The organism is Streptomyces sp. NPDC015139 (assembly GCF_043079785.1).
Lineage (GTDB): Bacteria > Actinomycetota > Actinomycetes > Streptomycetales > Streptomycetaceae > Streptomyces > Streptomyces albidocamelliae.
Map to the genome: position 1 here is coordinate 31,329 of NZ_JBIBUW010000020.1, position 25,559 is coordinate 56,887.

At 72.8% G+C, this 25,559-nt stretch carries 21 protein-coding genes; 11 read left to right on the forward strand and 10 right to left on the reverse strand.

Going from position 1 to position 25,559, the window contains the following annotated elements; genetic code table 11:
• Positions 1-31: 31 nt before the first annotated feature.
• Positions 32-994 (forward strand): PLP-dependent cysteine synthase family protein, encoded by a 963-nt coding sequence (locus ACF08B_RS35170; RefSeq protein WP_392321100.1) that lies wholly within the window; start codon positions 32-34, stop codon positions 992-994.
• Entirely contained in the window at positions 991-2,223 is a 1,233-nt protein-coding gene (locus ACF08B_RS35175) for an ATP-grasp domain-containing protein (RefSeq protein WP_392321101.1), read from the forward strand. Before ACF08B_RS35170 ends, ACF08B_RS35175 begins: the two co-directional genes overlap by 4 nt.
• Before the next feature lie 69 nt (positions 2,224-2,292).
• Here the strand turns inward: ACF08B_RS35175 and ACF08B_RS35180 are convergent, their stop codons facing one another.
• Both ACF08B_RS35180 and ACF08B_RS35185 read right to left on the reverse strand, forming a co-directional pair.
• Positions 2,293-3,312: an alkylhydroperoxidase gene (locus ACF08B_RS35180; RefSeq protein WP_392321102.1), complete on the reverse strand. Its 1,020-nt coding sequence runs from the start codon at positions 3,310-3,312 to the stop codon at positions 2,293-2,295.
• Between the two features lie 89 nt (positions 3,313-3,401).
• Positions 3,402-4,892, reverse strand: a complete 1,491-nt coding sequence (locus ACF08B_RS35185) for a multicopper oxidase family protein (protein ID WP_392321103.1) — start codon at positions 4,890-4,892, stop codon at positions 3,402-3,404.
• 248 nt (positions 4,893-5,140) lie between these two features.
• Here ACF08B_RS35185 and ACF08B_RS35190 point away from each other — a divergent pair, with 248 nt between their 5' ends.
• The 4 genes from ACF08B_RS35190 (at position 5,141) to ACF08B_RS35205 (ending at position 10,924) form a co-directional block, all read left to right on the forward strand.
• Positions 5,141-5,971: a class I SAM-dependent methyltransferase gene (locus ACF08B_RS35190; RefSeq protein ID WP_392321104.1), complete on the forward strand. Its 831-nt coding sequence runs from the start codon at positions 5,141-5,143 to the stop codon at positions 5,969-5,971.
• Positions 5,972-6,135: 164 nt separating this feature from the next.
• Positions 6,136-7,530, forward strand: coding sequence for an FAD-binding oxidoreductase (locus ACF08B_RS35195; protein ID WP_392321105.1), 1,395 nt, complete (start codon positions 6,136-6,138; stop codon positions 7,528-7,530).
• A gap of 112 nt (positions 7,531-7,642) precedes the next feature.
• The gene (locus ACF08B_RS35200; protein ID WP_392321164.1) at positions 7,643-9,211 is read left to right on the forward strand and encodes an MFS transporter; all 1,569 of its coding nucleotides are present in this window, start codon (positions 7,643-7,645) and stop codon (positions 9,209-9,211) included.
• Between the two features lie 132 nt (positions 9,212-9,343).
• Positions 9,344-10,924 carry an MFS transporter gene (locus ACF08B_RS35205; protein WP_392321165.1) on the forward strand — a complete coding sequence of 527 codons (1,581 nt, stop codon included), beginning with the start codon at positions 9,344-9,346 and terminating at the stop codon, positions 10,922-10,924.
• Positions 10,925-10,994: 70 nt separating this feature from the next.
• On the opposite strand, the gene ACF08B_RS35210 is transcribed toward ACF08B_RS35205, so the two are convergent.
• The gene (locus ACF08B_RS35210) at positions 10,995-12,188 is read right to left on the reverse strand and encodes an acyltransferase family protein (protein WP_392321106.1); all 1,194 of its coding nucleotides are present in this window, start codon (positions 12,186-12,188) and stop codon (positions 10,995-10,997) included.
• A gap of 232 nt (positions 12,189-12,420) precedes the next feature.
• Between ACF08B_RS35210 and ACF08B_RS35215 the strand changes: the two genes are divergently transcribed.
• Together ACF08B_RS35215 and ACF08B_RS35220 are read left to right on the forward strand one after the other, a co-directional pair.
• Positions 12,421-13,491 carry a DUF2855 family protein gene (locus ACF08B_RS35215; RefSeq protein WP_392321107.1) on the forward strand — a complete coding sequence of 357 codons (1,071 nt, stop codon included), beginning with the start codon at positions 12,421-12,423 and terminating at the stop codon, positions 13,489-13,491.
• A 45-nt stretch (positions 13,492-13,536) separates the two neighbouring features.
• On the forward strand, positions 13,537-14,265 hold the full coding sequence (locus ACF08B_RS35220) for a DUF2306 domain-containing protein (protein WP_392321108.1): 729 nt from the start codon (positions 13,537-13,539) through the stop codon (positions 14,263-14,265).
• Positions 14,266-14,329: 64 nt separating this feature from the next.
• On the opposite strand, the gene ACF08B_RS35225 is transcribed toward ACF08B_RS35220, so the two are convergent.
• From ACF08B_RS35225 to ACF08B_RS35250, 6 genes are all read right to left on the reverse strand, one after another.
• The gene (locus ACF08B_RS35225) at positions 14,330-15,712 is read right to left on the reverse strand and encodes an FAD-binding oxidoreductase (protein WP_392321109.1); all 1,383 of its coding nucleotides are present in this window, start codon (positions 15,710-15,712) and stop codon (positions 14,330-14,332) included.
• 141 nt (positions 15,713-15,853) lie between these two features.
• Positions 15,854-17,416 (reverse strand): methyltransferase domain-containing protein, encoded by a 1,563-nt coding sequence (locus tag ACF08B_RS35230; protein WP_392321110.1) that lies wholly within the window; start codon positions 17,414-17,416, stop codon positions 15,854-15,856.
• On the reverse strand, positions 17,413-18,198 hold the full coding sequence (locus tag ACF08B_RS35235) for a thioesterase II family protein (protein WP_392321111.1): 786 nt from the start codon (positions 18,196-18,198) through the stop codon (positions 17,413-17,415). The genes ACF08B_RS35230 and ACF08B_RS35235 overlap by 4 nt, the downstream gene beginning before the upstream one ends.
• Complete coding sequence (locus ACF08B_RS35240) at positions 18,195-19,508, reverse strand: acyltransferase family protein (protein WP_392321112.1); 1,314 nt, start codon at positions 19,506-19,508, stop codon at positions 18,195-18,197. The genes ACF08B_RS35235 and ACF08B_RS35240 overlap by 4 nt, the downstream gene beginning before the upstream one ends.
• A gap of 115 nt (positions 19,509-19,623) precedes the next feature.
• Positions 19,624-20,106 (reverse strand): SRPBCC domain-containing protein, encoded by a 483-nt coding sequence (locus ACF08B_RS35245; protein WP_392321113.1) that lies wholly within the window; start codon positions 20,104-20,106, stop codon positions 19,624-19,626.
• Positions 20,103-20,444, reverse strand: coding sequence for a YciI family protein (locus ACF08B_RS35250; RefSeq protein ID WP_392321114.1), 342 nt, complete (start codon positions 20,442-20,444; stop codon positions 20,103-20,105). The genes ACF08B_RS35245 and ACF08B_RS35250 overlap by 4 nt, the downstream gene beginning before the upstream one ends.
• Before the next feature lie 239 nt (positions 20,445-20,683).
• Here ACF08B_RS35250 and ACF08B_RS35255 point away from each other — a divergent pair, with 239 nt between their 5' ends.
• Positions 20,684-21,436 (forward strand): SDR family NAD(P)-dependent oxidoreductase, encoded by a 753-nt coding sequence (locus ACF08B_RS35255; RefSeq protein ID WP_392321115.1) that lies wholly within the window; start codon positions 20,684-20,686, stop codon positions 21,434-21,436.
• Between the two features lie 64 nt (positions 21,437-21,500).
• Entirely contained in the window at positions 21,501-22,664 is a 1,164-nt protein-coding gene (locus ACF08B_RS35260; RefSeq protein WP_392321116.1) for an acyl-CoA dehydrogenase family protein, read from the forward strand.
• 55 nt (positions 22,665-22,719) lie between these two features.
• On the opposite strand, the gene ACF08B_RS35265 is transcribed toward ACF08B_RS35260, so the two are convergent.
• On the reverse strand, positions 22,720-24,411 hold the full coding sequence (locus ACF08B_RS35265; protein ID WP_392321117.1) for an AMP-binding protein: 1,692 nt from the start codon (positions 24,409-24,411) through the stop codon (positions 22,720-22,722).
• A gap of 204 nt (positions 24,412-24,615) precedes the next feature.
• On the opposite strand from ACF08B_RS35265, the gene ACF08B_RS35270 reads away from it, so the two are divergent.
• Complete coding sequence (locus ACF08B_RS35270) at positions 24,616-25,488, forward strand: LLM class F420-dependent oxidoreductase (RefSeq protein ID WP_392321118.1); 873 nt, start codon at positions 24,616-24,618, stop codon at positions 25,486-25,488.
• The last annotated feature ends 71 nt before the right edge of the window (positions 25,489-25,559 follow it).

Sequence of the window (25,559 nt, forward strand, 5' to 3'; positions counted from 1 at the left end):
CGCCCCCCTTCTCACGAAACAGGAGTTGGCCATGAGCGCCGTCCTTCCTCTCGCGCCGGCCGCCCGGCGCGTCGCCGACAGCCTCGAAGAACTCGTCGGACACACACCCCTGGTCCGCCTCACCGTCCCCGGCGCCGCCCCCGGCACCGAGGTCCTCGCCAAGCTGGAGTCCGCCAACCCCTTCGCCAGCAGCAAGGACCGCGCCGCCCTCGCCATGCTCAACAGCGCCGAACTGCGCGGCGACCTCGGCCCCGGCGGCACCGTGGTGGAGGCCACCTCCGGCAACACCGGTATCGCCCTGGCCGCGCTGAGCGCCCGGCGCGGCTACCGCTGCGTCGTCGTCCTGCCCGACAGCGCCACACCCGAGCGGATCGGGCTGCTGACGGCGCTCGGCGCGCAGGTCGTGCAGACGCCCAGCGCCGAGGGGTTCGCCGGCGCCATCGCCAAGGCCGAGGAGATCCAGGCCGTCACCCCCGGCTCCTGGTACGTCCGCCAGCACGAGAACCCCGACAACGTCCGGGCGCACTACGAGAGCACCGGGCCGGAGATCTGGGCGGACACCGGCGGCCGGGTGGACGTCCTGGTCGCGGGCGTCGGCACCGGCGGCACCCTCACCGGTGCCGGCCGCTTCCTGAAGGAACGCAATCCCGCGCTGGAGATCGTCGCCGTGGAGCCGGAGGGCTCGCCCGTTCTGTCCCGCGGCCATGCCGGCAGCCACCGCATCCCCGGTCTGAACGGCGGCTTCGTCTCCCCCACCACCGACGTCGCGCTCATCGACCGGGTGCTGACCTGCTCCGACGAGGCGGCCCTCACCACCGCCCGCGCGCTCACAAGGGAGCAGGCCGTGTTCGCCGGGCTCTCCTCCGGTGCCGCCGTGCACGCGGCATCTCTGCTGGCCCGGGACCCCGCCTACGCGGGCCGGACCATCGTCACCGTGCTGCCCGACACCGGGGAGCGGTACGTCAGCATCTGGAACGAAGGGACCCCCGCATGACCACGCTCGTCCTGCACCGCGGATCGCTGCGCGCCAACCCCTACGAGCGGTGGCTGGCCGGCCACGGCGAGAAGCTCGTCCTGCTGGGCTCGGCCGAGCAGCTGGCCCTGTTCGGCGAGGAACTGCCCACCGGGGCGCCGTACCTGCACGCCGAGGCGCTGGCGGACTACGACACCGGACCGCACGTCCTCGCCCGGGCCGCCGAACTCGTCGAGGAGTTCGGCGTCACCGACGTCGTCGCCTGCCAGGAGTTCGACATCGAGCGGGCGGCCGTCCTGCGGGAGCGATACGGCCTGCCCGGCCAGCGGCCCGACACCGCGCGGGTGTACCGCGACAAGTGGGAGATGAAGCGGGCGGCGACGCGGGCGGGCGTCCCCGTCGCCGACCACACGCTGCTGCGCTCGCCCGGGGACCTCGACGCCTTCGCCGACCGGCACGGCTTCCCCGTCGTGCTCAAGCCCCGCAAGGGCGCGCTGTCCGTCGGCGTGTCCGTGCTGCGCACCCCGGAGGAACTGCGCGAGCGACTGCGGGAGGTGGAGCTGTTCGACGCGGACGGCAGCCCGCAGTGGCTGGCCGAGGCGTTCGTCGAGGGCTCCATGTGCCACATCGACGGCACGGTCCTGGACGGCCGGATCGCCACGCTGTGGCCCTCGCAGTACCAGTACGCCCTGGCCGACTTCCGGGACCGCAAGGGCCGGGTGGACATCGCCCTCGACGTCGCCGACCCGCTGGCCCGCCGGCTCGTCGCGTTCGGCGAGCGGGTGCTCCGGGCGTTCGGCGGGCCGGAGCACTTCGCCTTCCACATCGAGGTGTTCCACACCGCCGACGGCGAACTGGTGCTGTGCGAGGCGGCCTCCCGGGCGGGCGGTGCCGGCGTGCGGGACGTGCAGCGGGTGCTGTTCGGCTTCGACCCGATGGAGTACCCGGTCCGCCGCCAGCTCGGCCTGCCCGCTCCGGCCGGCGAGCGCCGGGACCCCGAACGCCTCGCCGGTCAGCTGCTGTTCACGAAGCGGCCCGGTGTGCTGCGGTCGCTGCCGGACCCGGCGTCCCTGCCGCCGGGCGTCGTGAAGTACACGACGTACGCCGAGGTGGGGCAGACCGTCCGGGACGCGGCGCACTCCGGGGACTTCCTCGCCGCGTTCGTCGTCACCGGCGCGGACCGGGCCGAGACGGAAAGCCGGATCCGGGCGGCGGAGGCCTGGTTCACGGCAGGGCTGGACATCGGCTGACACGCCCCCGGCCCCCGGACCGCGGAGGGGGCCCAAGGGCCTGGCGGACGGGCGCCGCGGCGAGGGTGGTCACGGGCATGGCTGCCCGGCCAGCCGGGACGTCAGCGCGGTCGCCGTGGTCAGCGACGCCCAGGAGGTGAGCTCCACGAGCGCGCGGTCCGTCGGGTGGTGGTCGCGGAAGGCGGCGATGTCGTCGGCGGTCACCTGGTGGGGTGCCACGGCCGTCAGCAGGGCCAGGGCGGCCGTCGGCCGGTGGGTGACGGCGAGCCGGGCGAGGGCCGGCCGCAGCCAGGCGCGGCCGATGCCGGGCGGGGTGCCGTCCCAGGCGCCGAGGTGGGCGGTCAGCAGGTCGCGTACCGGGTCCGGCACCCAGCCCGCGGCGTCGTCGACGGCCGCGGCGGCGCGGGCCAGTGCGCCTGCCACGGCAGGGTTGGGCGCCGCCCAGGAGAACGGCGGCGGGAGCGGGGCGTCGGGCAGCAGGCCGAGTGAGGTGCCGGCGGCGAGGGGGCCGTCGACGGGACGCATGGTCCGGGCGACGGTACGCAGGATGGGTCCGCGCACGGCCGCGGGAGCCTGGGCGGGCACCGGGGAGTCGTCGAGGAAGACGGCGACCATGCGGTTGAGGTAGTGGAACGTGAACGCCACCGCGAGGATCTCGGGCGCCTCCTCGGCCGTGAAGGGGGCCCGGCGCCCGTCGGCCGCATCGGAGCGGAGCCAGTCGGCGGCCGTTGCGCCGGGGGCTCCGGACGCGACGGGAGGGAGTGTCTGCAGGGTGGCCCGGTGGACGTCGACGCAGTACGAGCAGGCGTTCTGCCGGGAGATCTCCGTGGCCACGGCCTCCTTGACCGCCCGGTCGACGAGCCCGTCGACCAGCAGGGACTCGCGCAGCAGCAGCCAGCTCGCCGCGAGCGGCAGGGGTGCGGCGGAGTGCAGCGCCAGCGGTGGCGCGAGCACCCCGAACTCCCGTTCCGCCCGCTTGTACACGGCCGCGGTGAGGTCCTGTGCGCGGCGCGGGGAGACGGCCCTGACATGGCGGATGTCCCGCAGCGAACCGCGCAGCACGGCCCGGACAAGCGTCCTCGTCGTCATCGTCGCGCCTTCCATGAGTACGGCGCGCGCCCGGCCGGGCGTGGGTGGGGCCGGGCGCGCGGGTTCGGGTGTGCCGGCCGGCCGGCGGACTACGGGACGATCTCGAACTGGGCCATCATTCCGGCGACGTTGTGCTCCTGCATGTGGCAGTGGTACACGTACCGGCCGGGCCAGCCCTTGAAGGTGGCCTGGAGGCGGATCCGTTCGCCCGGCCGTACGAGCACGGTGTCCTTGTGGCCGGACTCGCCGGGCAGTGGGGGGCGACCGTCGCGGTCGAGGACCTGGAACTGCACCAGGTGCACGTGGAAGGTGTGGTCGATGCCGCCGAACTCGGAGTCGACGGTGTCGGCGTTGTAGATCTCCCAGACCTCCGTGGCGCCCTCGGGTATCCGGGCGTCCACGCGGTTCTCGTCCCAGGTGAGGTCGTTGATGGCGTAGGCCGTCTTGGAGGGGGCCACACCGAGCTTGACACGGCGGGTCGCCGCGGGGCTGGGCAGCATGGGCAGCGGACGCAGTGTGCCGGGGACCCGCGCGGTGTCGGTGACCTTGCGGGTGACGTCGAAGCGGACGACGGGGCCGATGCCGTCGGAGAGGACCAGCTTGCTGCCGACCGGGTGACGCCCGAAGTCGACGACGATCTCGGCGCGTTCGGCCGGGGCCAGGGTGAGCGAGGTGCGCCCTACGGGCTCGGGCAGCAGACCGCCGTCGGAGGCGATCTGGACCATCTCCACGCCGCCGAGGTCGAGCTCGAAGATCTTGTGGATGGAGGAGTTGAGCAGCCGCAGACGGTACTTGGCGGCGTCGACCGGGAAGTAGGGAAGCGGGCGGCCGTTGGCGAGCAGCGTGGACCGGGCCTCGGGGTGCTCGACGTCCAGGATGAGGCCGCCGGAGGCGTCGAAGTGGGCGTCGCGGAGCATGATCGGCACGTCGTAGCGGCCACTGGGCAGCCCGAGTTGGCGCTCCTCGGGGTCCTCGATCAGGTAGAAGCCGTGCATACCGCGGTAGACGCGCTCGGCCTCCTGGTGGTGCGTGTGGTCGTGGTACCAGAGGGTCGCGGCGGCCTGCCGGTTGGGGTAGTCGACGGTGCGCGAGGCACCGGGCTCGATGAGGTCCATCGGGTAGCCGTCGCTCTGCGGCGGGACATGACCGCCGTGCAGGTGGACGTTGGCGGCGGAGTCGAGCCGGTTGACGTAGGTGACCTCGACCTTGCGGCCCGTCCGGGCACGGATGGTGGGACCGGTGAAGCCGCCGTCGTAGGTGAGGGCCGGGGTGGTGGTACCGGGAAGGATCTCCACCTGCGCGGCCTTCAGCGCGATCTCGTAGACGTCGGTGTCCGCGGTCCGGCGTACGGGGGTGGCGACCGGCGGTACCGGCATGCGCACCGTGAACGGCTCGGCCGCCTGACGCGGCGAGGCCATCGCGGCCTTGCCCATGCGCAGGATGTGCGCGGAGGCCGCCGCGGTCCGGCTGTCGGCGGCCGCCGTCGGCAGCGGGTGGTTGGCCACCCATATGGGCCAGGCCAGGGCCGAGCCGGTCGCCACCGCTCCACCGGCACCCAGCAGCACGCGTCGCTTGAGCATCTGTTCCCCTCGTCCGGTCTGCCGGCGCGCGGGCAGCGCGGGCGTCTGCCTGTCCGTGGCCGGGAATCCGCTCCGATGGTGGCACCGGGCAGCCGTGGGTCACTTCTTCGATCGTGCGGTGTGCGGCCCTCGCGACGACTTGGGCAAACCAGCACGCGCAAAGATGCGGCCGCGTGCGAAGAGCCCCAAGGATGGGCCGCCGTGCCGCTCGAAGGCCGTGTGGCAGCCCTGAGGGGAGTGGACGGGTCATGCGCGATGTGACGACGGATCCGGCGGACATCGGAAAGCACTACGACGAGCGGGCGCCCATCGGCGACGAGCTCCGCGGGGGCCAGTTGCACATGTGGTACTGGTACGACCACGACGACGACGCCCCGTTGCCCGAGGCGGTGCACCGCATCACCCGAAAGGTCACCGACGTGCTGGGCCTGCGTCCCGGCGAGCACGTGCTGGACGCGGGCTGCGGATCCGGTGAGGCCTCGCTGTACCTCGCCCGGCACCACGGGGTGCGCGTGACGGGGGTGACGGTGAGCGACTACGAACTGGACACCGCCCGGGAGCGTGCCGCCGCCGCGGGCCTCGCCGACGTCGCCGGCTTCCGGTACGGCGACTACATGCGCCTTCCGTTCGAGGACGGCTCGTTCGACGCGGTGCTCGCCCTGGAATCGCTGCAGAACGCGCCCGACCTCGGCCAGGTCCTCGGGGAGCTGTTCCGGGTGCTGCGCCCGGGTGGCCGGATCGCGTTCTCCGACTTCAGCCTGGAGGACGCGGGCGGCGAACCGGAGCGTGTACAGCGCTTCATGACGACGCTGAAGCTGCCGGTGCTGCCCACGCTGCCGCAGTGGCTGGCACAGGTGCGCGGCGCCGGCTTCGAGGTGGAGGAGTACACCAGCTGCGGTCCGCGGGTGTTCGGGATGAAGGGCAAGTACCTGCGCGCCGCGATGGAGCGGCGCGACGAGGTCGCCGGGAAGTTCGGTGAGGCGGACATGGCGGAGTTCTCCCGGTTGCACCGTGGCTTCTTCGCCCCCCGCAGGAACCAGATCGGCTACGTCGTTCTCTGCGCCCGCAAACCCCGCTGAGGCGGTGTTCGAACTCGGGGACAGCAATACGGAAGATGCGTCACCGCTTCGCGGCGCACAAGGATGCCGGTGGACATCCCTGACCCCCGGCACGGAACGCCCCGGCCCGTCCTGGCCCGGCCGTTCGCCCTGCCGTGGCGACAGCAGACACGAGGAGACCTTTCATGGTGGACACCAACACGGTCATCGAGCGGGACACCGTGCCGGTGGAGCAGCTGCGCGGCCTGGTCGGTGGCCGGGTCCTCGCACCCGGCGACGCCGACTACGAGAAGGCGCGCACCGTCTATCTGGGCGGCATGGACCAGCAGCCGGCCGCGATCGTGCAGCCCGCCGACGCCGAGGACGTGTCCCGGGTCGTGGGCCTCGCCCGGGACCTCGGCCTGCCGCTTGCCGTCAAGGGCGGCGGCCACAGCATGTTCTGCCTGAGCGACGGCGGGCTCGTCCTGGACACGTCCTCGTTGCGGGACCTGGAGATCGACCCGCAGGCCCGGACGGCGTGGGCGGGCACCGGCCTGAACGCCGGCGAGTACACCCAGGCCGCCGCCGAGCACGGCCTGGTCACCGGCTTCGGTGACACCGGCAGCGTCGGCCTCGGCGGCATCACGGTCGGCGGCGGGATCGGCTACCTGGTCCGCAAGTTCGGCCTCACCGTCGACGACCTGCTGGCGGCGGAGGTGGTCACCGCCGACGGCGAGCTGCGCCACGTCGACGCGGACCACGAGCCCGACCTGTTCTGGGCGATCCGCGGCGGCGGCGGCAACTTCGGTGTGGTCACCCGGCTGAAGTTCCGGTTGCACGAACTGCCCACGGTCACCGGTGGTCTGCTGGTGCTGCCGGCCACTCCCGAGATCGTCGCCGGCTTCGTCGAGGCGGCCGACGCCGCCCCGGAGGAGCTGTCCACCATCGCCAACGTCATGCCGTCGCCGCCGATGCCGTTCGTGCCCGAGGAACTGCACGGCACGCCGATCGTCATGGCGATCCTGGTCTACGCGGGCGAGGGTGAGGAGGCCGACAAGGCCCTGGCCCCGTTCCGCACCCTGGCCACGCCGATCGCCGACATGATGCAGGCGATGCCGTACCCGGGTGTGTACCCCCCGGAGGACGAGGGCTTCCACCCGGTGGCCGCCGCCCGCAACCTCTTCACGGACGGTTTCGGCCTCGATGAGGCACGGCTCGTCCTGGAGCGGGTGGCCGAGTCCACCGCCGCCATGCCGGCCGTCCAGATCCGCGTGCTCGGCGGCGCCATGGCCCGGGTGTCCTCGGACGCGACCGCCTTCGCGCACCGCGACCGCCGGATCATGATCAACGTCGCGGCCATGTACACCGAGCCCGCCGAGGCGGAACTGCACACCCGCTGGGCGGACCGGCTGACGGCCGACCTCCAGAAGGGCGGACCGGGGGTGTACGTCAACTTCCTCGCGGACGACAGCGAGGACCGCATCCGTGAGGCGTACCCGGCGGGCACCTGGGAGCGGCTGCGCGCGGTCAAGCGCGCCTACGACCCGACGAACGTCTTCCGCGTGAACAGCAACATCCCCCCGGCCGACGAAGCGCGCTGATCCCCGGGGCCCCGCGCGACATGTGCACGCAGACCGGGCGACGGCAGCCCGACGACGAAAGGACTGGATCGTGACGACAGACGCAGCACCCCGGGCGGGGCGCCGGGAGTGGATGGGCCTCGCCATCCTGGCCCTCCCGGCCACGCTCGTCTCCTTCGACATGTTCGTGCTGTTGCTGGCGCTGCCGCAGCTCAGCTCGGATCTGGGAGCGAGCAGCACTCAGCAACTGTGGATCATGGACATGTACGGCTTCATGGTCGGCGGCTTCCTGGTCACCATGGGCACCCTCGGCGACCGCATCGGCCGCCGCAAACTCCTGCTCATCGGCGCCACCGTCTTCGGACTCGCCTCCCTGCTCGCCGCCTTCTCCACCACACCCGAGATGCTCATCGCCGCCCGCGCCCTGCTCGGCATCTCCGGCGCCACCCTCGCTCCCAGCACCCTCGCACTGATCAGCAACATGTTCCGCGACCCCAAGCAGATGGGCACCGCCATCGGCATCTGGGCCGGCAGCTTCTCCGTCGGCGCCATCGTCGGCCCCATCGTCGGCGGCGCACTCCTCAACCACTTCTGGTGGGGCTCCGTCTTCCTCATCGGCGTCCCCGTGATGCTGATCCTGCTCCTCCTCGGCCCCCTCCTCCTGCCCGAGTACAAAGCCCCCCAGAGCGGCCGCCTCGACCTGCCCAGCGTCGCCCTCTCCCTCGCCGCCGTCCTCCCCTTCATCTACGGACTGAAGGAAACCGCCCGCCACGGCCTCCACCCCCTCCCCCTCACCGCCCTCATCACCGGCCTCATCCTCGGCACCCTCTTCATCCGCCGCCAACGCACCCTCAAGGACCCCCTCCTCGACCTCAGCCTGTTCTCCAGCAAGGCGCTGAGCGGTGCGCTGGTCAGCCTGCTGGCCTTCAGCATGGTCGGCGGGGCGAGCCTGCTGTTCCTGGGTCAGTTCTTCCAGCTGGTCGCGGAGTTGAGCCCGCTGCAGGCGGGTCTGGCGCTGGTCCCGGGGCTGGTCGTGTCGATCGCGGGCATGACGTTCGCACCCGCTCTGGCACGCACCATCAGGCCGGCGCTTCTCATCGCGGGCGGCCTGGTGCTGTCGATCGCCGGCTATGTGCTCTACGCCGTGGCGGACGCGGGCTCCAGCCCGGCGCTGCTGATCACCGGCTTCGCCCTGGCGAGTCTCGGCGGCGGCCCGCTGGTGGCGCTCGGGACCAACCTGGTCGTCGGCTCCGCCCCGCCGGAGAAGGCCGGTTCGGCGGCGTCGCTCTCGCAGACCAGCAACGAGTTCGGTGCCGGTCTCGGCATCGCCGTCGTCGGGACCCTGGGCATGGCCGTGTACCGCGACGGGATCTCCGACGCGCTGCCGTCCGGTGTGCCGGCCGCTTCCGCGGGTGCGGTCAAGGAGAGCCTGGCGGGCGCGGTGTCCGAGGCCGCCCACCTGCCCGGCGAGACGGGCGGAGCGCTGCTGACCGCCGCGCGCACGGCCTTCACCGACGGGGTGAACGCCGTCGGCGTGACCGCGATCGTGCTGATGAGCGTCATCGCCGTGACCGTCCTGGTCCTGCTGCGGCACGTGCCCGCCTTCGGCGCCCCGCAGGGCGGCGGGGAGCCGGCTCAGGACGGCCCGGCGGACACCCTGTCCGCCGACCAGGAGGCCCCGGTCGCCAGCGCCGCCGGCTGACCCGTACCCGCGACGGATCGGGGGAGACCGCGGCACACGCCCCGGCCTCCCCCGTTCCTCTGGAGGAATACCGATCGTGAGGAACAGAACGTGACGACACACGCACCTCCCCGGGCGGGGCGCCGGGAGTGGATGGGCCTCGCCATCCTCGCGCTGCCGACGCTCCTGGTCTCCTTCGACGTGTTCGCGATGCTGCTGGCGCTGCCGCAGCTCAGCTCGGATCTGGGAGCGAGCAGCACTCAGCAACTGTGGATCATGGACATGTACGGCTTCATGGTCGGCGGCTTCCTGGTCACCATGGGCACCCTCGGCGACCGCATCGGCCGCCGCAAACTCCTGCTCATCGGCGCCACCGTCTTCGGACTCGCCTCCCTGCTCGCCGCCTTCTCCACCACACCCGAGATGCTCATCGCCGCCCGCGCCCTGCTCGGCATCTCCGGCGCCACCCTCGCTCCCAGCACCCTCGCACTGATCAGCAACATGTTCCGCGACCCCAAGCAGATGGGCACCGCCATCGGCATCTGGGCCGGCAGCTTCTCCGTCGGCGCCATCGTCGGCCCCATCGTCGGCGGCGCACTCCTCAACCACTTCTGGTGGGGCTCCGTCTTCCTCATCGGCGTCCCCGTGATGCTGATCCTGCTCCTCCTCGGCCCCCTCCTCCTGCCCGAGTACAAAGCCCCCCAGAGCGGCCGCCTCGACCTGCCCAGCGTCGCCCTCTCCCTCGCCGCCGTCCTCCCCTTCATCTACGGACTGAAGGAAACCGCCCGCCACGGCCTCCACCCCCTCCCCCTCACCGCCCTCATCACCGGCCTCATCCTCGGCACCCTCTTCATCCGCCGCCAACGCACCCTCAAGGACCCCCTCCTCGACCTCAGCCTGTTCCGCGACGCGTCGTTCGGCACGGCTCTGGTCAGCCTGCTCTTCTACAGCATGCTGACGGGCACGGCGATGCTGTTCGTCACGGAGTACTTCCAGTCGGTCCAGGGGATGTCTCCGCTGGCGGCGGGCCTCGGACTGCTGCCCGGCATGGCCGGGTCGATCGCCGGCATCACCCTCTCCCCCGTCCTCGCCCGCCGGATCCGCCCCGCCTACCTCATCGCGGCGGGACTGGCCCTCGTGGTCGTCGGGTTCGCCCTGATGTCCCGGGCCGGCGCGGACGGCGGCACCGGATGGCTGGTGGCCGGCTGGACCCTCAACGGACTCGGCGGCGGGCCCCTCGTCTCCCTCGGCACCAACCTGGTCGTCGGCTCCGCGCCGCCGGAGAAGGCCGGGGCCGCCGCGTCCCTCTCCCAGACGGGCAACGAGTTCGGCTACGGCCTCGGCATCGCCCTCGTGGGCACCCTCGGCACGGCCGTCTACCGGCACGAGATCGCCGGCTCCCTGCCCGCCCGGCTGCCCGCCCCGGAGGCCGCCGCCGCCCGGGAGAGCGTCGCGGGGGCCGTGTCGGCGAGCGACACGCTGTCCGGGCCGCTCGCGGCCCGGCTGCTCCGGGCCGCCGCCGAAGCGTTCACCGGTGCCCTGCACACGGTGGTGGGGCTGACCGCCGTACTGCTGACGGGCGTCGCCGTTCTCGTCGCGGTCGTGCTGCGCCACGTGCCCCCGCTCGGCGCCGCGTCCCCCGACGCCTCCGGGGCGGCCGGCGCGGACGCCGGTGCCGCTGACGGCACTCCGGAGTTGTGCGAAGCCGCCCCCGAGTCGGCTCCGGTGGGCTGAGGCGGGGCGGCTGCGGCCGGCGCCCGCCCTCGCCGTCGTGCGAGGACGGGCGCCGGCCGCCGTGTCCGGATCACAGCAGGGACGGCTGCCGTTCCCCGTCCGGTGAGGGCGCCGCGGCCGCCGGCATCGCGGCCCTGCGGCGCCGGGAGGTGCCGAAGCGGCGCATCAGCGGGCGCTCGACGAACGTGAACAGCAGCCACGCGACCAGCAGCGTCGCGACGAAGAGCAGTGCGATCAGGCCCGTCGCCTGCCAGGTTCCCCAGGTCCGGGTGTAGCCGCCCACGAGGCGGTGCCCATAGCTCTGGACGAGTTGGTGGCTGATGTACAGGGCGAACGACACCTCGCCCAGCCGGACCATCACCCGGCTGCCCAGCCAGTGGCGGCGGCCGGCGGCGTCGTCCCGGGCCGCCGCGGCGATGAGCAGCCCGAGCGGGACCAGCATGATCGCCACCAGGTGGTGCGAGGGCGGGAAGTACGGGGCGGCGACGTACGCGGCGACGGTGAGGAGCAGCGCGCCGCCGAAGCCGAGCGGCAGCCGGCGGCCCTCCGCGACCACGCGCGCGAGGAGGATGCCGAAGACGAAGTCGAGCAGCCGCGTCCCCGGGAACTGGTAGACGAACCACATCTCCGACGCCCTGATGTTCACCATCGGGATCATCGACTGGTCGGCCAGCAGCGGGGCGAGGAACGGCACGGCGTACACGGCGGCGGCCACCGCGCCGGCGGCAGCCCACAGGCGCTGCGGACGGATGCGCTTGATCAGCAGCCACAGCACCGGGAACAGGGCGTAGAAGAGCAGCTCGCACGAGAGCGACCAGGCGACGCCGTTGAACCCGGCCCGCACGGCGAGGTCCGGCGACCAGGAGTGCAGCAGCAGGACCTGGAGCAGGGCGTTCTCACCGTCGAAGGGCATGCCGTCGACCCAGACCAGGAGCACCGCCGCGACGGCGAAGGTCAGCAGGTGCAGGGGGTAGATCTTGAAGAACCGGCGGCGGAAGAAGGCCGGGGCCGTGTCGTCGGGCCGCGCGGACCAGGCGAGGACGAAGCCGCTGAGCACGAAGAAGAAGCCGACTCCGGCCCAGCCTCCCTCGTAGAACACCGACTTCATGACGGAGGCGCTGTCCGGGTCGGCGAAGAAGCCCTCGTAGTTGGCGTGGAAGAAGAAGACCAGGGCGGCGGCGATGAACCGCATGCCGGTCAGCGAGGGCAGCCGGGAGAGTGCGCCGGCAGCGCCGTCCCGGGATCTTGTCGGTCGGTCGGTCATGGAGGCTCGCTCTCCCGTGCATCTGGCCGGATTCGAATCCTCGCGAATGTGCCAACTCGCCTTTCGCACAGGCAACTTCGAGGTTGCCGCCTTCCCCGCCGCACCCCGCTCGCAGGCTGAAACGCGCCCCGGGACAGCACGCCAGAAGATGCACCCGTTCCGGGCTCGCCCGGACCATGGCCCGGGCGGGCCGATCCACGGCCGCCGCCGCGACGACGATGGGGAGACGGACGTGCCTGTTGTGGACACCTGGGATCTGCTGGTCGCACGGGACGACCTCTCGGCGGCCGAGGTGAGGCAGGCGTCCTCGGCCGGGCTGCGGCCGGGCGAGGTGCGGCTGGCCGCCGAGAAGTTCGCCCTGACCGCCATCACCGCCACCTACGCGCGCCTCGGCGAGTCCGAACTGCCCTTCTTCGACGCGTTCCCGGCTCCCGAGGGCTACGGCCGGGTCCCGACCTGGGGCTACGCCCGGGTCGAGGAGTCACGCCATCCCGGCGTCGCGGTCGGCACCCGCTACTTCGGCTTCCTCCCCCTGGCGTCGCACGTCACCCTCGCCGCCGAGCCGACGGAGCAGGGCTTCGACGACACCGCGCCCGAGCGGGACTACCTGCACCCGTGGTACCGGGCCTACGTGCGCGTCGAGGACCGGGACGCGCTCGACGACCACCGTCTGCTGCTCAAGCCGCTGTACTCGGCCTCGTTCAACCTCGCCGAGTTCCTCGGGCGCGAGCATCCCTCGGCCACCGTCCTGGTCACCAGCGCCTCCAGCAAGACGGCCGTCGGGCTGGCCGCGCTCCTGGCGCCCCGGGCCGGCGTCACCACCATCGGGGTGACCGCCGGCGACCACCTCGACTTCGTCCGCGAACTCGGCCTCTACGACACGGTGATCGGCTACGACGACCTCGCCACGGCCGAGGTCCCCGGGTCCGTCGTCCTCGTCGACTTCACCGGGCAGGCCGAGCGTCTGTTCGCGGTGTACGAGCGCTTCGGGCCCGCCCTGAAGGACGCGCTTCTCGTCGGCTACACCCACCCCGGCGCCGAGATCGAGCCCCCCGAGGGGCTGACCGACCCCGAGCCGTGGATCTTCTTCACCCCTTCCGAGGAGCAGCGGCTCATCGAGAAGGAGGGCGAGGTGTACTACCGGGCCCGCTACCTGCGGGCCGAGGACGCTTTCGTCGCCCAGGCGCCGACCTGGCTCACCGTCAGCCGGCACACCGGCCCGCAGGCCCTCGTCCGTGTCTACCGGTCCCTGATGGACGGCGGTCTCCCCGCCGACAGGGGCACCGTGCTCACCGTCCGCTGAACCGCCCCTGCCGTCCTTTCGTCCCCGAACCGGGAGCGCCGCACCGTGACTCAGACCCCCAGCGTCGAAAGACCGCCGTCCTCCGCCCGCGAGACGCGCCCCGCCGGGACGTCCGCCCGCCCCGCCCCGGCCCGCCGCGGCTGGTTCGGGCGCAACTACATCGTTCCGCTGGCCGTCGCCGCGGCCGCCTACCTGCTCTACCAGCTCCCGCCGTACCTCACCTTCGATCCCGCCAAGTCCGACATCCAGATGCAGTTCCCGCTGCACTACACGATCCTGGTCGGCCATGTGCTGACGGGCACGGTGACGCTGGTGACCCTGGTCCTCCAGCTATGGCCGTGGCTGCGCCGCAACCACCCGGCGATCCACCGCTGGAGCGGCCACCTCTACGTGTTCGGCGGGGCGCTGCCCTCGGCGCTGCTGGCGCTGGCGATGTTCCCGGTGGCCTTCAAGCCCGGCAGCGTGGCCGTGCTGATGTCGGGGATCCTGTGGGCGGTCACCTCGGTCGTCGGCTGGGTCAGGGCCCGCCAGGGCCGCTACGCCGAGCACCGGCGCTGGATGCTGTACAGCTTCGCGATCGTGTGGGGCCAGACGGTGTGGGGCTTCGTCATCGGGATGACGCTGTTCAGTCTGCCGGTCGCCATCGACGTCACGTACATCTCCGAGGCGGCCCGCTGGGTCGGCTGGGTCGGCAACCTCCTGCTCGTCCACTGGTGGCTGGAGCGGACCGCGCGGCGCGGCCAGGTCCCGGCCTACTCGGGCCGGCGTTCCTGAGCCGGAACCACGGCGAGGGGCCGGCGGGTCGATCCCGCCGGCCCCTTCCGCGTGCCGCCGCCTGTCACACCGCGGTGCAGCCCGGCGCGACGTCGCCGCGGAACAGGCCGTCGGGATCGACCCGGGCGCGGACCCGGTCGGCGGTGCGGACCGCGTCGGGCGTCAGATGCCCCTGGGGCTGTTCGAGGCTCGCGACGAACGTGGGCGTGGTCCGGCCGGTGTCCCAGGGGGCCAGGGCGGACCTGACCTCGCCGCAGTGGGCGCGGATCTCCTCCTCCGTGCCGCCGAAGCCCGGCACACCCGCGCCGGAGTAGGCGAAGCGCGCGTCGAGCCGTCCGAGCGCGCCGTGGTGGGGGCCCGCTTCGGCCAGGCCGCCGCCCAGCTGGCGCAGCTCGGCGACGGTGAGCGCGGAGCGGGGCCGGTCGACGGTGGCCCGCAGGAAGGCGGTGATGCCGTCGTCGCCGAGCTCGTCGAGGAGCATGTGGTCGCCGAGGACGGGCACGGGCTCCGGCGGGTCCATGTGGGTCTCGGGCACGGCGGTCGGGCCTGCCTCGTGCCAGGTGTCCATCAGGGGTTCGGCGGCCGCACGCAGGGGGCCGAGGAGTTCCCCGGCCTGCCGGCGGGCGACCGCCAGGTCCTCGCTGCCGGGCGCGACGACGGTCCCGTCCAGGCACAGCACGGGACCGGCGCTGAGGACGGCGGGCACCTCGGGAAGCTTCGGCAGGTTCATCACGCGCACCGAGGTGGTCGCCTCGTGGGGGGCCCGCTCGGTCCAGGCGCGCCACAGCGGCAGCAGCCGTCCGGCCTGCCCGGCCGGCCAGAAGGCCGCTCCGGTGACCACGCCGGCCACCGGGAAGAGGGCCACCTCGACGGCCGTGACGACGCCGAAGCCACCGCCGCCGCCGCGCAGCGCCCAGAACAGCTCGGGGTCCAGGTCGGCGGCGACCCGGCGCTCCTCGCCGTCGGCGGTGACCAGTTCGACGGCCCGCACACTGTTGGCGGCGAGGCCGGTGTGGCGGGCGTACATGCTCAGTCCTCCGCCGAGCAGGTAGCCGACGGCGCCGACGGTCGGCGAGGAGCCGTGCGGCGCCGCCAGCCCGTACGGCGCGGCGGCCGCGACGACGGCACCCCAGCCGGTGCCCGCGGGAATCCGGGCGATGCGCCGGTGCGGATCGATCCGGACGCCGCCGGTGAGCTCCGTACGGATGAGCAGGGCTTCGTCCATGGGGCGGGCCGTCGCGGAGGCGTGGCCGGTCGCGTGGACCCGCACGCCGAGCCCGCGGGCCCGGGCCCGGGCGATCGCGGCACGGACATCTCCGGCGGACCGCGCGGTCACGGCGGCCGCGGGGCGCACGGGGGCGAAGAGGTTGAACACCCGGGTGGCCGCCTCGTAGGCCGCCTCCCCGCTCCGTGCGAGCTCGGCGGGGTGTTCGTCGACCGTGGTCATGGCTGGTTCCTCCGGCATCCGGGTCGGTGGCCTCCGGCGCGGGCCGAGGGCGGTCACGGGAAGTCGTCGAGAAGGGGTACGGCCGGCCACGCCACGCGGGCGGGGCCGGCCGGGGGAGGCGCTGCGGGAGGCGGCGGTCCCTCAGAGCGTGCGCTCGGCGGTGAGGAAGACGAAGGAGCCGGTGCCCGACTGCTCACGGATCGTCAGGCCGGCGTCGGCGTACCAGCGGCGGAGCTCGTCGAGCTCGAACAGCAGCATGCCCGCGGGGCGGCTCGGGAAGAAGTGGGCGCCCTGGAAGTACCGGTCGACCGGGTCGTCGGCCCAGCGGAAGGTGAGCAGGGTGAGGGTGCCGCCCGGCTTCAGGACGCGGCCCATCTCGGCGATGGCTATGTCCGCCTGCTCGGGGAAGGCCTGCAGGGCGTTCCAGCAGTTGACCGCGCCGAGGCTGGCGTCGGCGTAGGGCAGCGTGAGGGCGCTGGCGACGACGGCGGGCACCTCGGGCAGGGCACGGCGCAGGGCCGTGAGCATGGGCAGGCCGAGGTCCTGGGCGAGCAGCCGGTCGGTGCCCACGGCCCGCTCCACGACGGCCGTCCAGCGGCCGGCGCCTGCGCACAGGTCGAGCACGGGGCCGTCGACGGGACGGGTGTGGGCGAGGAGGTAGGCGTCCTCGTCGGCCGGGGTGACTGCGTCGTCCCAGTTGAGACCGGCGATCCGCAGGAACGCCGGACGCAGCACGGTCTCGTAGTAGACGCCCATGCTCGGCATGGCGGCCAGCTTCTGCAGCAGGTCGGCGGTGTCGTCCTCCGTGGACGCCTGGGAGCCGGTCGCACCGTGGGAGAGGTCGAGCAGGCCCTGGGCGAGGGGGAACGAGGCGGCGCAGGCGGTGCAGCGCACCGCGTCGGTGTACTCGAGCGGGCCGTCGCAGGAGGGGCAGCGCAGGGCGTCGGCGTGGCGGGCGAAGGCGTCGGGCCCCAGCTCGCCCGCGGCCGGGGCGTCCGGGACGGCGGGAGCCGGGTAGGAGGTCTCGTTCGCGGCGCCGTGGCGCACGGCCCAGTAGGCCTTCATGCCCGCGTAGGCGAGCACGGTGCGGGTGTCGTTGTCCCAGTTGACGCGGATCTGCTCGGGCGTGAGCGTGCTGATCCACCCCTTGTCGAAGCCCCGTTCGTCGTCGTTGAGGCTCCAGGCGGCGGGCGAGGGCCAGCAGCGGCCGAGGTCGGGGTCGAGGGGGTTCAGCGGGCGCAGGGTGCGCTCGAGACGGGTCAGGTCGTGTTCACCGAGGGCGAGTTCCTCGGCGGCGGCCGCGGCGAGGATGCGTTCCCGGTCCTCGGGGAAGTGCCCCAGCAGGTAGACGAGGGCGGTGGTGAGGGGCGTGCCGGCCCCGCTGCCGCCGAACAGGTCCAGGTAGCGGTCGAGCCCCTGGCGGACCGCGGCGCGCACCGGACCGTCCCCGGCCGGGTGGTCGCGGTACTCGGACTCGGCGAGCAGGCCCAGCAGGACGGCGAGACGGCCGGTGTGCCGGGCGTCGGCGCCGTCGAGTGCCGCCACCAGGGCGGGAACGTGCTGGGCGGCGCCGTCCACCGGGCCGTCGGCCGACCACACGGAGTCCGCCAGGCTCAGGAACGTCTCTTCCAGCCGCTCGTCCGGGGCGGCGGTGAAGGCGCCGAGGAGTTCGGCCGCCGTCGGGGACGTGGTCGGGTGGCTCATGTGCGGGTCCTTTCTCGGGGTGGGGCGGGCTGCGGGTGCCCGGCCGTCCGGGCGGAGGCCGTGAGCTGCGCGGACACCGTGCGGGCGAGCCGCGCCGTGTTCCCCGGTTCCGTCAGGTAGAAGTGGCCGCCGGGCAGTGTGCGCAGCGCGCAGGGGCCTGCGGTGTGCCGCGCCCATGCGCCGGCCCGGCCCGGGGTGACCAGCGGATCGGTGGCGCCGAGGAGGACGGTCACCGGGCAGGTCAGCGTGTGTCCCGGATCGCGGTAGGTCTCGAACGCCCGGTAGTCGGCGCGGATCGCGGGAAGCAGCAGCCGCAGCACCGCTTCCTCACCGGCCGAGCGGACCGTGGTGCCGGCGATCCGGTCGAGTTCGGCGATGACGCCGTCGTCGTCGCGCAGATGGACACCGGCGTCGCGGGGGGACGAGGGCGGCGGCGCCGCCGAGACGAAGAGGTGGACGGGAGCCGGTCCGGTCGCCTGGAGGCGGGCCGCGACCTCGTACGCGAGCAGCGCGCCGAAGCTGTGGCCGAACAGGGCCAGCGGGGCGTCCCGCGACGTGGAGAGGGCGGCTGCGAGATGACCGGCCATCATGTTCAGGTTCCCCAGCGGGGGTTCGCCGAGCCGGTCGTGGCGGCCCGGGTACTGCGCCGCCAGCACCTGCGTGCCCGGGCCGAGTGCCTCGGCCAGCGGGCGGTAGGCGTGGGCGGTGCCTCCCGCGTGCGGGAGGCACACCAGGCGGACGGCGCCGGCGGGAGCCGTCCGCAGCGTGCGGATCCAGCTCACGGGGCGATCGTCTCGACGCTCGGCCGGGCCGAGGCCTTGCCGAGTCGCTCGCGCAGCCGCATGGCGGGGCTCTCGATGAGGTAGAAGCTGGCCGTGGCGAGGACGACGGCACCGGTCAGGGTGACGGCGAACAGCCCCAGGAAGCTGCCCCTCGGCATCAGGTCGCCGCGCCAGAAGTAGATGACGGCGATGTGCCACAGGTACAGGCCGTAGGAGATGCGGCCGAGGAACCGCATGACCGGGTTGCTCATCGCGCCGACGACGAAGCGGGAGGGCTTCGGCACCGTGACCGGTGCGACGAGGAAGAGGCCGAAGAGCGTGTACAGGAAGTGCTCGGTCATGCCGCCGGCCATCGACGGGTAGTCGGCGTGGCCGGGCTGGCCGATCGGGCGGAGGCAGGCGAGGAGATAGATGCCGATGGCGATGGCCCAGCACCACACCGGGTTCTTCTGCACGAAGCGGTAGAACGCCGGGACGCGGTCGGGGGCGACGTCCGCACACGCGGAGAGCGCGGCGAGACCCATGCCGACGGCGATGAACCCGAGCCACTTCGGCGGCCACTCGTTCTGCGCGGGGTAGTCGCCCATCGAGGGCAGGAAGGTGTACCAGGCGTAGACGAATCCGATGAGGACGAGCGGGGTCAGCCCCCACAGGACGCGGCGGGTCCGCGTGCCCGGGTCGCCGGCCCGGCCGGCGAACTTGTCCAGTGCCCAGGCGAGCAGCGGAAGCGCGGCGTAGAAGGCGATCTCCGTGGCGAGCGTCCAGGTCTGCTCCGTGCCGTTGCCGGTGAGGCGGGCGTCGAGCTGGTAGACCTGCAGCAGCAGCAGCGGGCGGAGGACCTGCCAGACGCTGTGCACGGCCTCGCGGTTGAGGGTGATCAGCGTGACGGCGACGAGCACCCAGTAGGCGGGCAGCGTGCGCAGGGCACGGCGCCAGAAGTAGGGCTTGATCTCGGGCTTGCGGGTCCCGGCGATCGTCGCGAGCGCGAACGGCCGGTAGAGCAGCATGCCGGAGAGCACGAAGAAGATGGGCAGGCTCACATGGAGCTGCTGGAGCATGACACCGAAGAACCCGTCGGGTTCCTTGTCCATGAATCCGACCATGCCGGAACTGAATCCGACGTGTGTGCAAAGCACTCCCAGGGCCGCGAGACCCCGCATGCCTTCGAGCTCCGGCAGGAACCGCCGCTCGGTGGTGCGGGTGCCGCTGACGGCCGCGGGAGATCTGGATGTGGTGATGGCCACCGGCCCGACCCCCTGATCAGCGAAGAGACGGGGGCAAGCCTCGCGGTGGCCGCGGCGGGGGCGCATCTTGCTGGTTGCGGTGTTGGCCCGGGCCGCGGCGCCGGGGGAACACGGCGGCGGGGAGCGGCACGGGCCGTGGGCCCGTGCCGCTCCCCGCCGGGATGGGTGTGTCCGGCTCGGCTCAGGCGCCTGCCAGGTGGTCGCCCAGGCTGTCGAGGAAGCTGTTCCAGCCGGCCTCGACCTCCGCGGTCTTCTCCGCGTCGACCTGCCCGACCTGCTGGAAGGAGAGCCTCGTGCCGCCCTCGGTGTCGGCGAAGCCCACCGTGGTCAGCTCCTCCGCCTCACCGCGCGCGGCACGCGCCGCGACGTTCTCGTCGTTGGGGTCCACGAGCGTGAACACGAGCCGCTCGTTCTCCACGACCTCGCGGTAGACGCCCGTGAACGGGAACTCGCCCACGCCCTCGGCCGCCATGGTGGCCTTCCACGTGCCGCCGACCCGCACGTCGAGGGCGACCGTGCCCGGATCGGTGGTGAAGCCACGCGGCCCCCACCATCGGGCGAAGAGCTCGGGCTCGGTCCACGCCCGGTACACCGCGGCGCGCGGGGCGTCGAAGACGCGGGTGACCGTGATCTCGTTCAGGGTGGCCGGGTCCGCCACCGTCACGCCTCCGGGGCGTCGAACAGCGGACGCACCTCGACACCGCCGTCGTGGACCGGAACGACCTTGGCGATCTTCAGCGCCTGGTCCAGGTCCTCGGCCTCGAGCACGAAGGCACCGCCGAGGGACTCGCGCGTGTCGGCGAACGGGCCGTCGCCCACGGCGCCGTCGCGCACGGTCTTGGCGGTGCCGGCGGGCTGGAGGGCCAGACCGTTGAGGATCTTGCCACCCAGCTCCTCGACCTTGCCGGGGAAGGCCTCATGCGCCTCGAGCAGTTCCTTCGGGGCGTTCTCCCAGCCGCCGGGGATCTCGGCCTCGTAGATGAAAACCGCGAACTGAGCCATGGGGCTCTCCTTCTCACTGCGTGTTGTCTGCGTGGTCGGTGCACCCCACGACGACGACGTTCCGCGCAGGCGTGGTGTCCACCCGCCCAGCCTCCCCGGCGGGCGGAGCCGGACGCATCTTCCAGGTTGCGCTCCCGCGTCCGGGCGGCTCGCGCCCCTGGCGGGCCCGGCGGAGGAGGGGGAGGTGTGCGCAATCCGGGAGATGCGCGCGGCGGCGCGGGGCCCCGACGCTGAATCGCATGACCGACTTCACGAACAAGACGTACTTCATCACCGGCGGCGGCAGCGGGATCGGGCTGGCCACGGCGCGACGCCTGCTCGACGAGGGCGCGAACGTGGTGATCGCCGGCCGTGACACCGCCCGTCTCGACCGTGCCGTCAAGGAGCTGGACGGCGGCGACCGGGTCCTCGCGGTGGGCGTGGACGTTTCCCGCCCGGCGGAGCTGGAGGCCGCCTACGAGCAGGTGCGCGACCGCTTCGGCGGCCTCGACGGCGTCTTCGCCAACGCGGGCATCGGCCTCAACGCCCGTACCCCGGACGTGTCCGAGGAGGATTTCGACCTGGTCGTGGGCACCAACTTCAAGGGCACGTTCTTCACCGTGCAGAAGGCGCTGCCCCTGCTCGCCGAGGGCTCCTCGGTGGTGCTCAACGCCTCCTGGCTGGTGCACCGCGGTATGGGCCCCGGCTCGGTCTACGCGGCGAGCAAGGCGGCCGTCCTGAACCTGCCGCGGACTCTCGCTCCTGACCTGGCCGGGCTCGGCATCCGCGTCAACGCCGTCACCCCGGGCCACATCCGTACCGAGATGTTCGACGCCGTCGCCCCGGTGGAGGAGGTCCGCGAGTTCTTCCGCGGCCAGGTCGCGCTGGGCACCCTCGGCACTCCGCAGGACATCGCCGAGACCGTGCTGTTCCTCCTCTCGCCGCGCTCGGCGTACATCACCGGCCAGGAGTTCGTCGTCGACGGCGGCCTCGTCGGCTCCGTCCCGGCCTGACGCCGGACCGGCCCGGCGTCCTTCCCCCGCGCCCGCGTGGCGTGCGACCACACGAGGAGAATCAGTGATCGGCTTCCGGCTCGACGACGAGTACGAGGTCCTGCGCAAGACGGTGGAGGACTTCGCGCGCACCGCCGTGGCCCCCGTGATCGGCGACCTCTACAAGCGGGACGCGTTCCCGTACGACCTGGTGGCCGAGATGGGCCGGATGGGCCTGTTCGGACTGCCGTTCTCCGTCCGGTACGGCGGTGGGGGCCGTGACTTCCTGGCGCTGTGCGTGGCACTGGAGGAACTCGCCCGCGTCGACACCTCGGTCGCGATCACGCTGTCCGCCGGTGTCTCCCTGGGTGCCATGCCTCTCTACCGCTTCGGCACGCCCGAGCAGAAGGAGCGCTGGATGCCCGGGCTCTGCGCGGGCGAGGCGCTCAGCGCGTTCGGTCTGACCGAGCCCGGCGGCGGCACGGACATCGCCTCGCTCGCCACGACCGCGGTGCGCGACGGCGACACCTGGGTGATCAACGGTGCCAAGTCGTTCATCACCAACTCGGGTACGGACATCACCCGGCTGGTGACGGTCACGGCCGTGACGGGCAGGCGTGCCGACGGCCGCCAGGAGGCGTCGACCATCGTGGTGCCCTCGGGCACGCCGGGCTTCGAGGTGGCGCCGCTGTACTCCAAGGCGGGCTGGAACTCGTCGGACACCCATGGTCTGACCTTCACCGACGTGCGGGTGCCGGCCGGGAATCTGCTGGGGCAGGAGGGCCGTGGTCTGTCCCAGTTCCTGTCGGTGCTCGACGAGAGCCGGATCGCCATATCGGCGGTGGGCGCGGGCATCGCGCAGGGCTGCGTCGACGAGAGTGTGCGTCATGCCAAGGAGCGGATGGCCTTCGGCCGGAGCATCGGCGCCCAGCAGGCCGTCCAGTTCAAGATCGCCGACATGGAGGTGCGGGCGCACAGTGCCCGCCTCGCCTACTACCACGCGGTGACGAAGATGCTCCGCGGCGAGCCGTTCGGCAAGGAGGCGTCGATCGCCAAACTCGTCGCCTCGGGCGCGGCGATGGACAACGCCCGGGACGCCACGCAGATCTTCGGCGGCTACGGCTGCATCAACGACTACCCGGTGGCGCGCTTCTACCGCGACGCCAAGGTGCTGGAGGTGGGCGAGGGCACGAGCGAGGTCCAGCGCATGCTGATCGCCCGCGGCCTCGGCCTGCCGGCCGCCCCGTAGGACGTGCCCGGGGGCCGGCCGGGGGCCCCTCGCCGGCCGGGCCCCCGCGGATCGCTCAGGCCGTCCGGCCGAACCTCTCGGACACCAGCGCGACGGCCTGCTCGCGCAGCTCGACCTTGCGGACCTTGCCACTGGCCGTCATCGGGAACGAGTCGACGACGGCCACGTACCGGGGGATCTTGAAGTGGGCCAGCCGCCCGGTGCAGTACGCCCGCAGCACGGGCTCGGTGAGCGGCTCGGCGCCGTCCCGCATCCGCACCCAGGCGATGAGCTCCTCGCCGTAGTACGGGTCGGGCACCCCGACGACCTGTGCGTCGAGGATGTCCGGGTGGGTGTGCAGGAACTCCTCGATCTCGCGCGGGTAGACGTTCTCCCCGCCCCTGATGACCATGTCCTTGATCCGGCCGGTGATGCTGACGTATCCGTCCTCGTCCATGACGGCGAGATCACCGGTGTGCATCCAGCCGTCCGCGTCGATGGCTTCGGCGGTCCGGTCGGGCTGGTTCCAGTAGCCGGGCATCACCGAGTAGCCGCGGGTGCAGAACTCGCCCTGGCGGCCGCGCGGTACGGTCCGTCCGGTCCGCGGGTCCACGATGCGGATCTCCACGTGCGGTCCGGCCCTGCCGACGGTGGACACCCGCCGTTCGAGGGAATCGCCGGGGCGCGTCTGGCAGGCCACGGGCGAGGTCTCGGTCATTCCGTAGCAGATCGTCACCCGGGTCATGTGCATGCGGTCGACGACCTGCCGCATCACCTCGACCGGGCAGGGCGTGCCGGACATGATGCCGGTACGCAGGGATCTGAGGTCGAAGGACGCGAAGTCGGGGTGGCTGAGCTCGGCGATGAACATCGTCGGGACGCCGTAGAGCGAGGTGCAGCGCTCCGCCTCGACCGCCTCCAGGGTCGCGCGGGCGTCGAAGAAGCCGCCGGGGACCACGACGCACGCCCCGTGGCTGAGCGCCGCGATCGTGCCCATCACCATGCCGAAGCAGTGGTAGAAGGGCACCGGCAGGCAGACCCGGTCGGTGTGCGTGTACTCCAGCAGCTCTCCGGTGAAGAAACCGTTGTTGAGGATGTTGCGGTGGGTCAGGGTGGCGCCCTTGGGCGCGCCGGTGGTCCCCGAGGTGTACTGGATGTTGATCGGATCGTCGGGACGGAGCGAGGCCCCCGCCTCGGCGAGGCGCCGCAGGCCCCGCGCGTCGGGTGCGGCGAGGAGGGCGTTCCACTCCCCGCTGCCGATCAGGACGGTGTGCCGCAGGGCCGGGCAGCGCGGCGCCACCTCGGCGATCATCGTCGCGGCGTCGGCGGTGCGCAGCGTCCGCGCGGCCACCAGGACCCGCACGCCCGCGTGGCCGAGCACGTACTCCAGCTCATGGGTGCGGTACGCGGGGTTGATGTTCACGAGGACCGCGCCGATCTTCGCCGCCGCGTACTGCGTGACCACCCATTCCGCGTTGTTCGGGGACCACAGGCCGATCCGGTCGCCCGGCTCGACGCCCAGGCCGAGGAAGCCGGCCGCGAGCGCGTCGGTGCACGCGTCGAGCTCGGCATAGCTCCAGCGGCGTCCGTCGCCGTCGCAGTCGACCAGGGCGTCGCGGTGGGCGAAGGAGGCGACGGTCCGCCGGAAGTGGTCACCGATGGTCTCGTCGAGCAGCGGCAGGGGGTGAGTGCCCTTCGTGTGGCTCGGCAGGACGGACGCCGGCCGGTCCGTCGTGGTCGTCGCTTCTTCCGGCGCGTGAGGGTCCATGCGCCCAGGCTGACCGCGCCCCGGGATTCCGGGCATCTCGGTGATTGCCCTCTTCAACGAGGTGGGCCCGCCGGGCAAGCCCGCACGCTCGAAGAAGGGGCGGGCGGCCCGGCCGCCCTATCCTTCGGTTGCCCCGCCCGGCGGCCTCACCGCGGGCGTACGCCCCCACCACCCCGTCATCGAGACTCTGTTGGGAGATCTGCCATGAAACTCGGCCTGGCATTCGCGGACTACGCATGGGAGGGCGGAGCGGAGCGCATGGCGGACACGCTCGCGACGATGGCCCGTACCGCCGACGACGCCGGGTTCGACGTCCTGGGGGTAGCCGATCACGTCTGGCAGGGCCCGCACATGGGCGGTCCCGAGCAGCCCATGCTGGAGTGCTTCACCACGCTGGCGACGATCGCCGCGCACACGCGCCGCATCCGGCTCATGCCGATGGTCGCCGGTGTCCACTTCCGCGCCCCCGGTCTGCTCGCCAAGACGGTGACCACGCTCAACGTGCTCTCCGGCGGCCGCACCGATCTCGGTATCGGCGCCGGCTGGTACGAGGAGGAGGCGCGCGGCCTCGGCATCGACTTCCCGCCGACGTCCGAGCGGTTCGAGCGGCTGGAGGAGGCCCTGCGGATCTGTCTGGGCATGTGGGCCGGCGAGCGCGGCGACGAGAAGCCCGTCACGGGCCGCCACTACCGGCTCGACCGGCCGCTGAACGTGCCGCAGAACCTCACCCGGCCGCGGATCGTGGTCGGCGGCGGCGGTGAGAAGAAGACATTGCGGCTGGTCGCCCGCTACGCGGACGCCTGCAACCTCTACCCGGGGCCGGACCTCGGCGACAAGCTCGACGTCCTGCGCCGCCACTGCGAGGCGGAGGGCCGGGACTTCGAGGAGATCGAGAAGACCTGCATCATGCCGTTCACGCCGCACGACGCCGCCTCCGCCGACGAGCTGGCCGGCACCCTGCGCCAGATCGCCGGGGCCGGCGTCACGCGGGTGATCGGCATCCTGGAGGGCAGGAACCAGGCGGCCCTGATCGAGCTGATCGGGGAGCGGGTGCTGCCCGCCGTGGCGGACGCCTGACCCGGCCGCACCCGCACGCCGGTGCCCGGTCCCCCGCTCCTCGGCGGACCGGGCACCGGCGCACGCGGCCG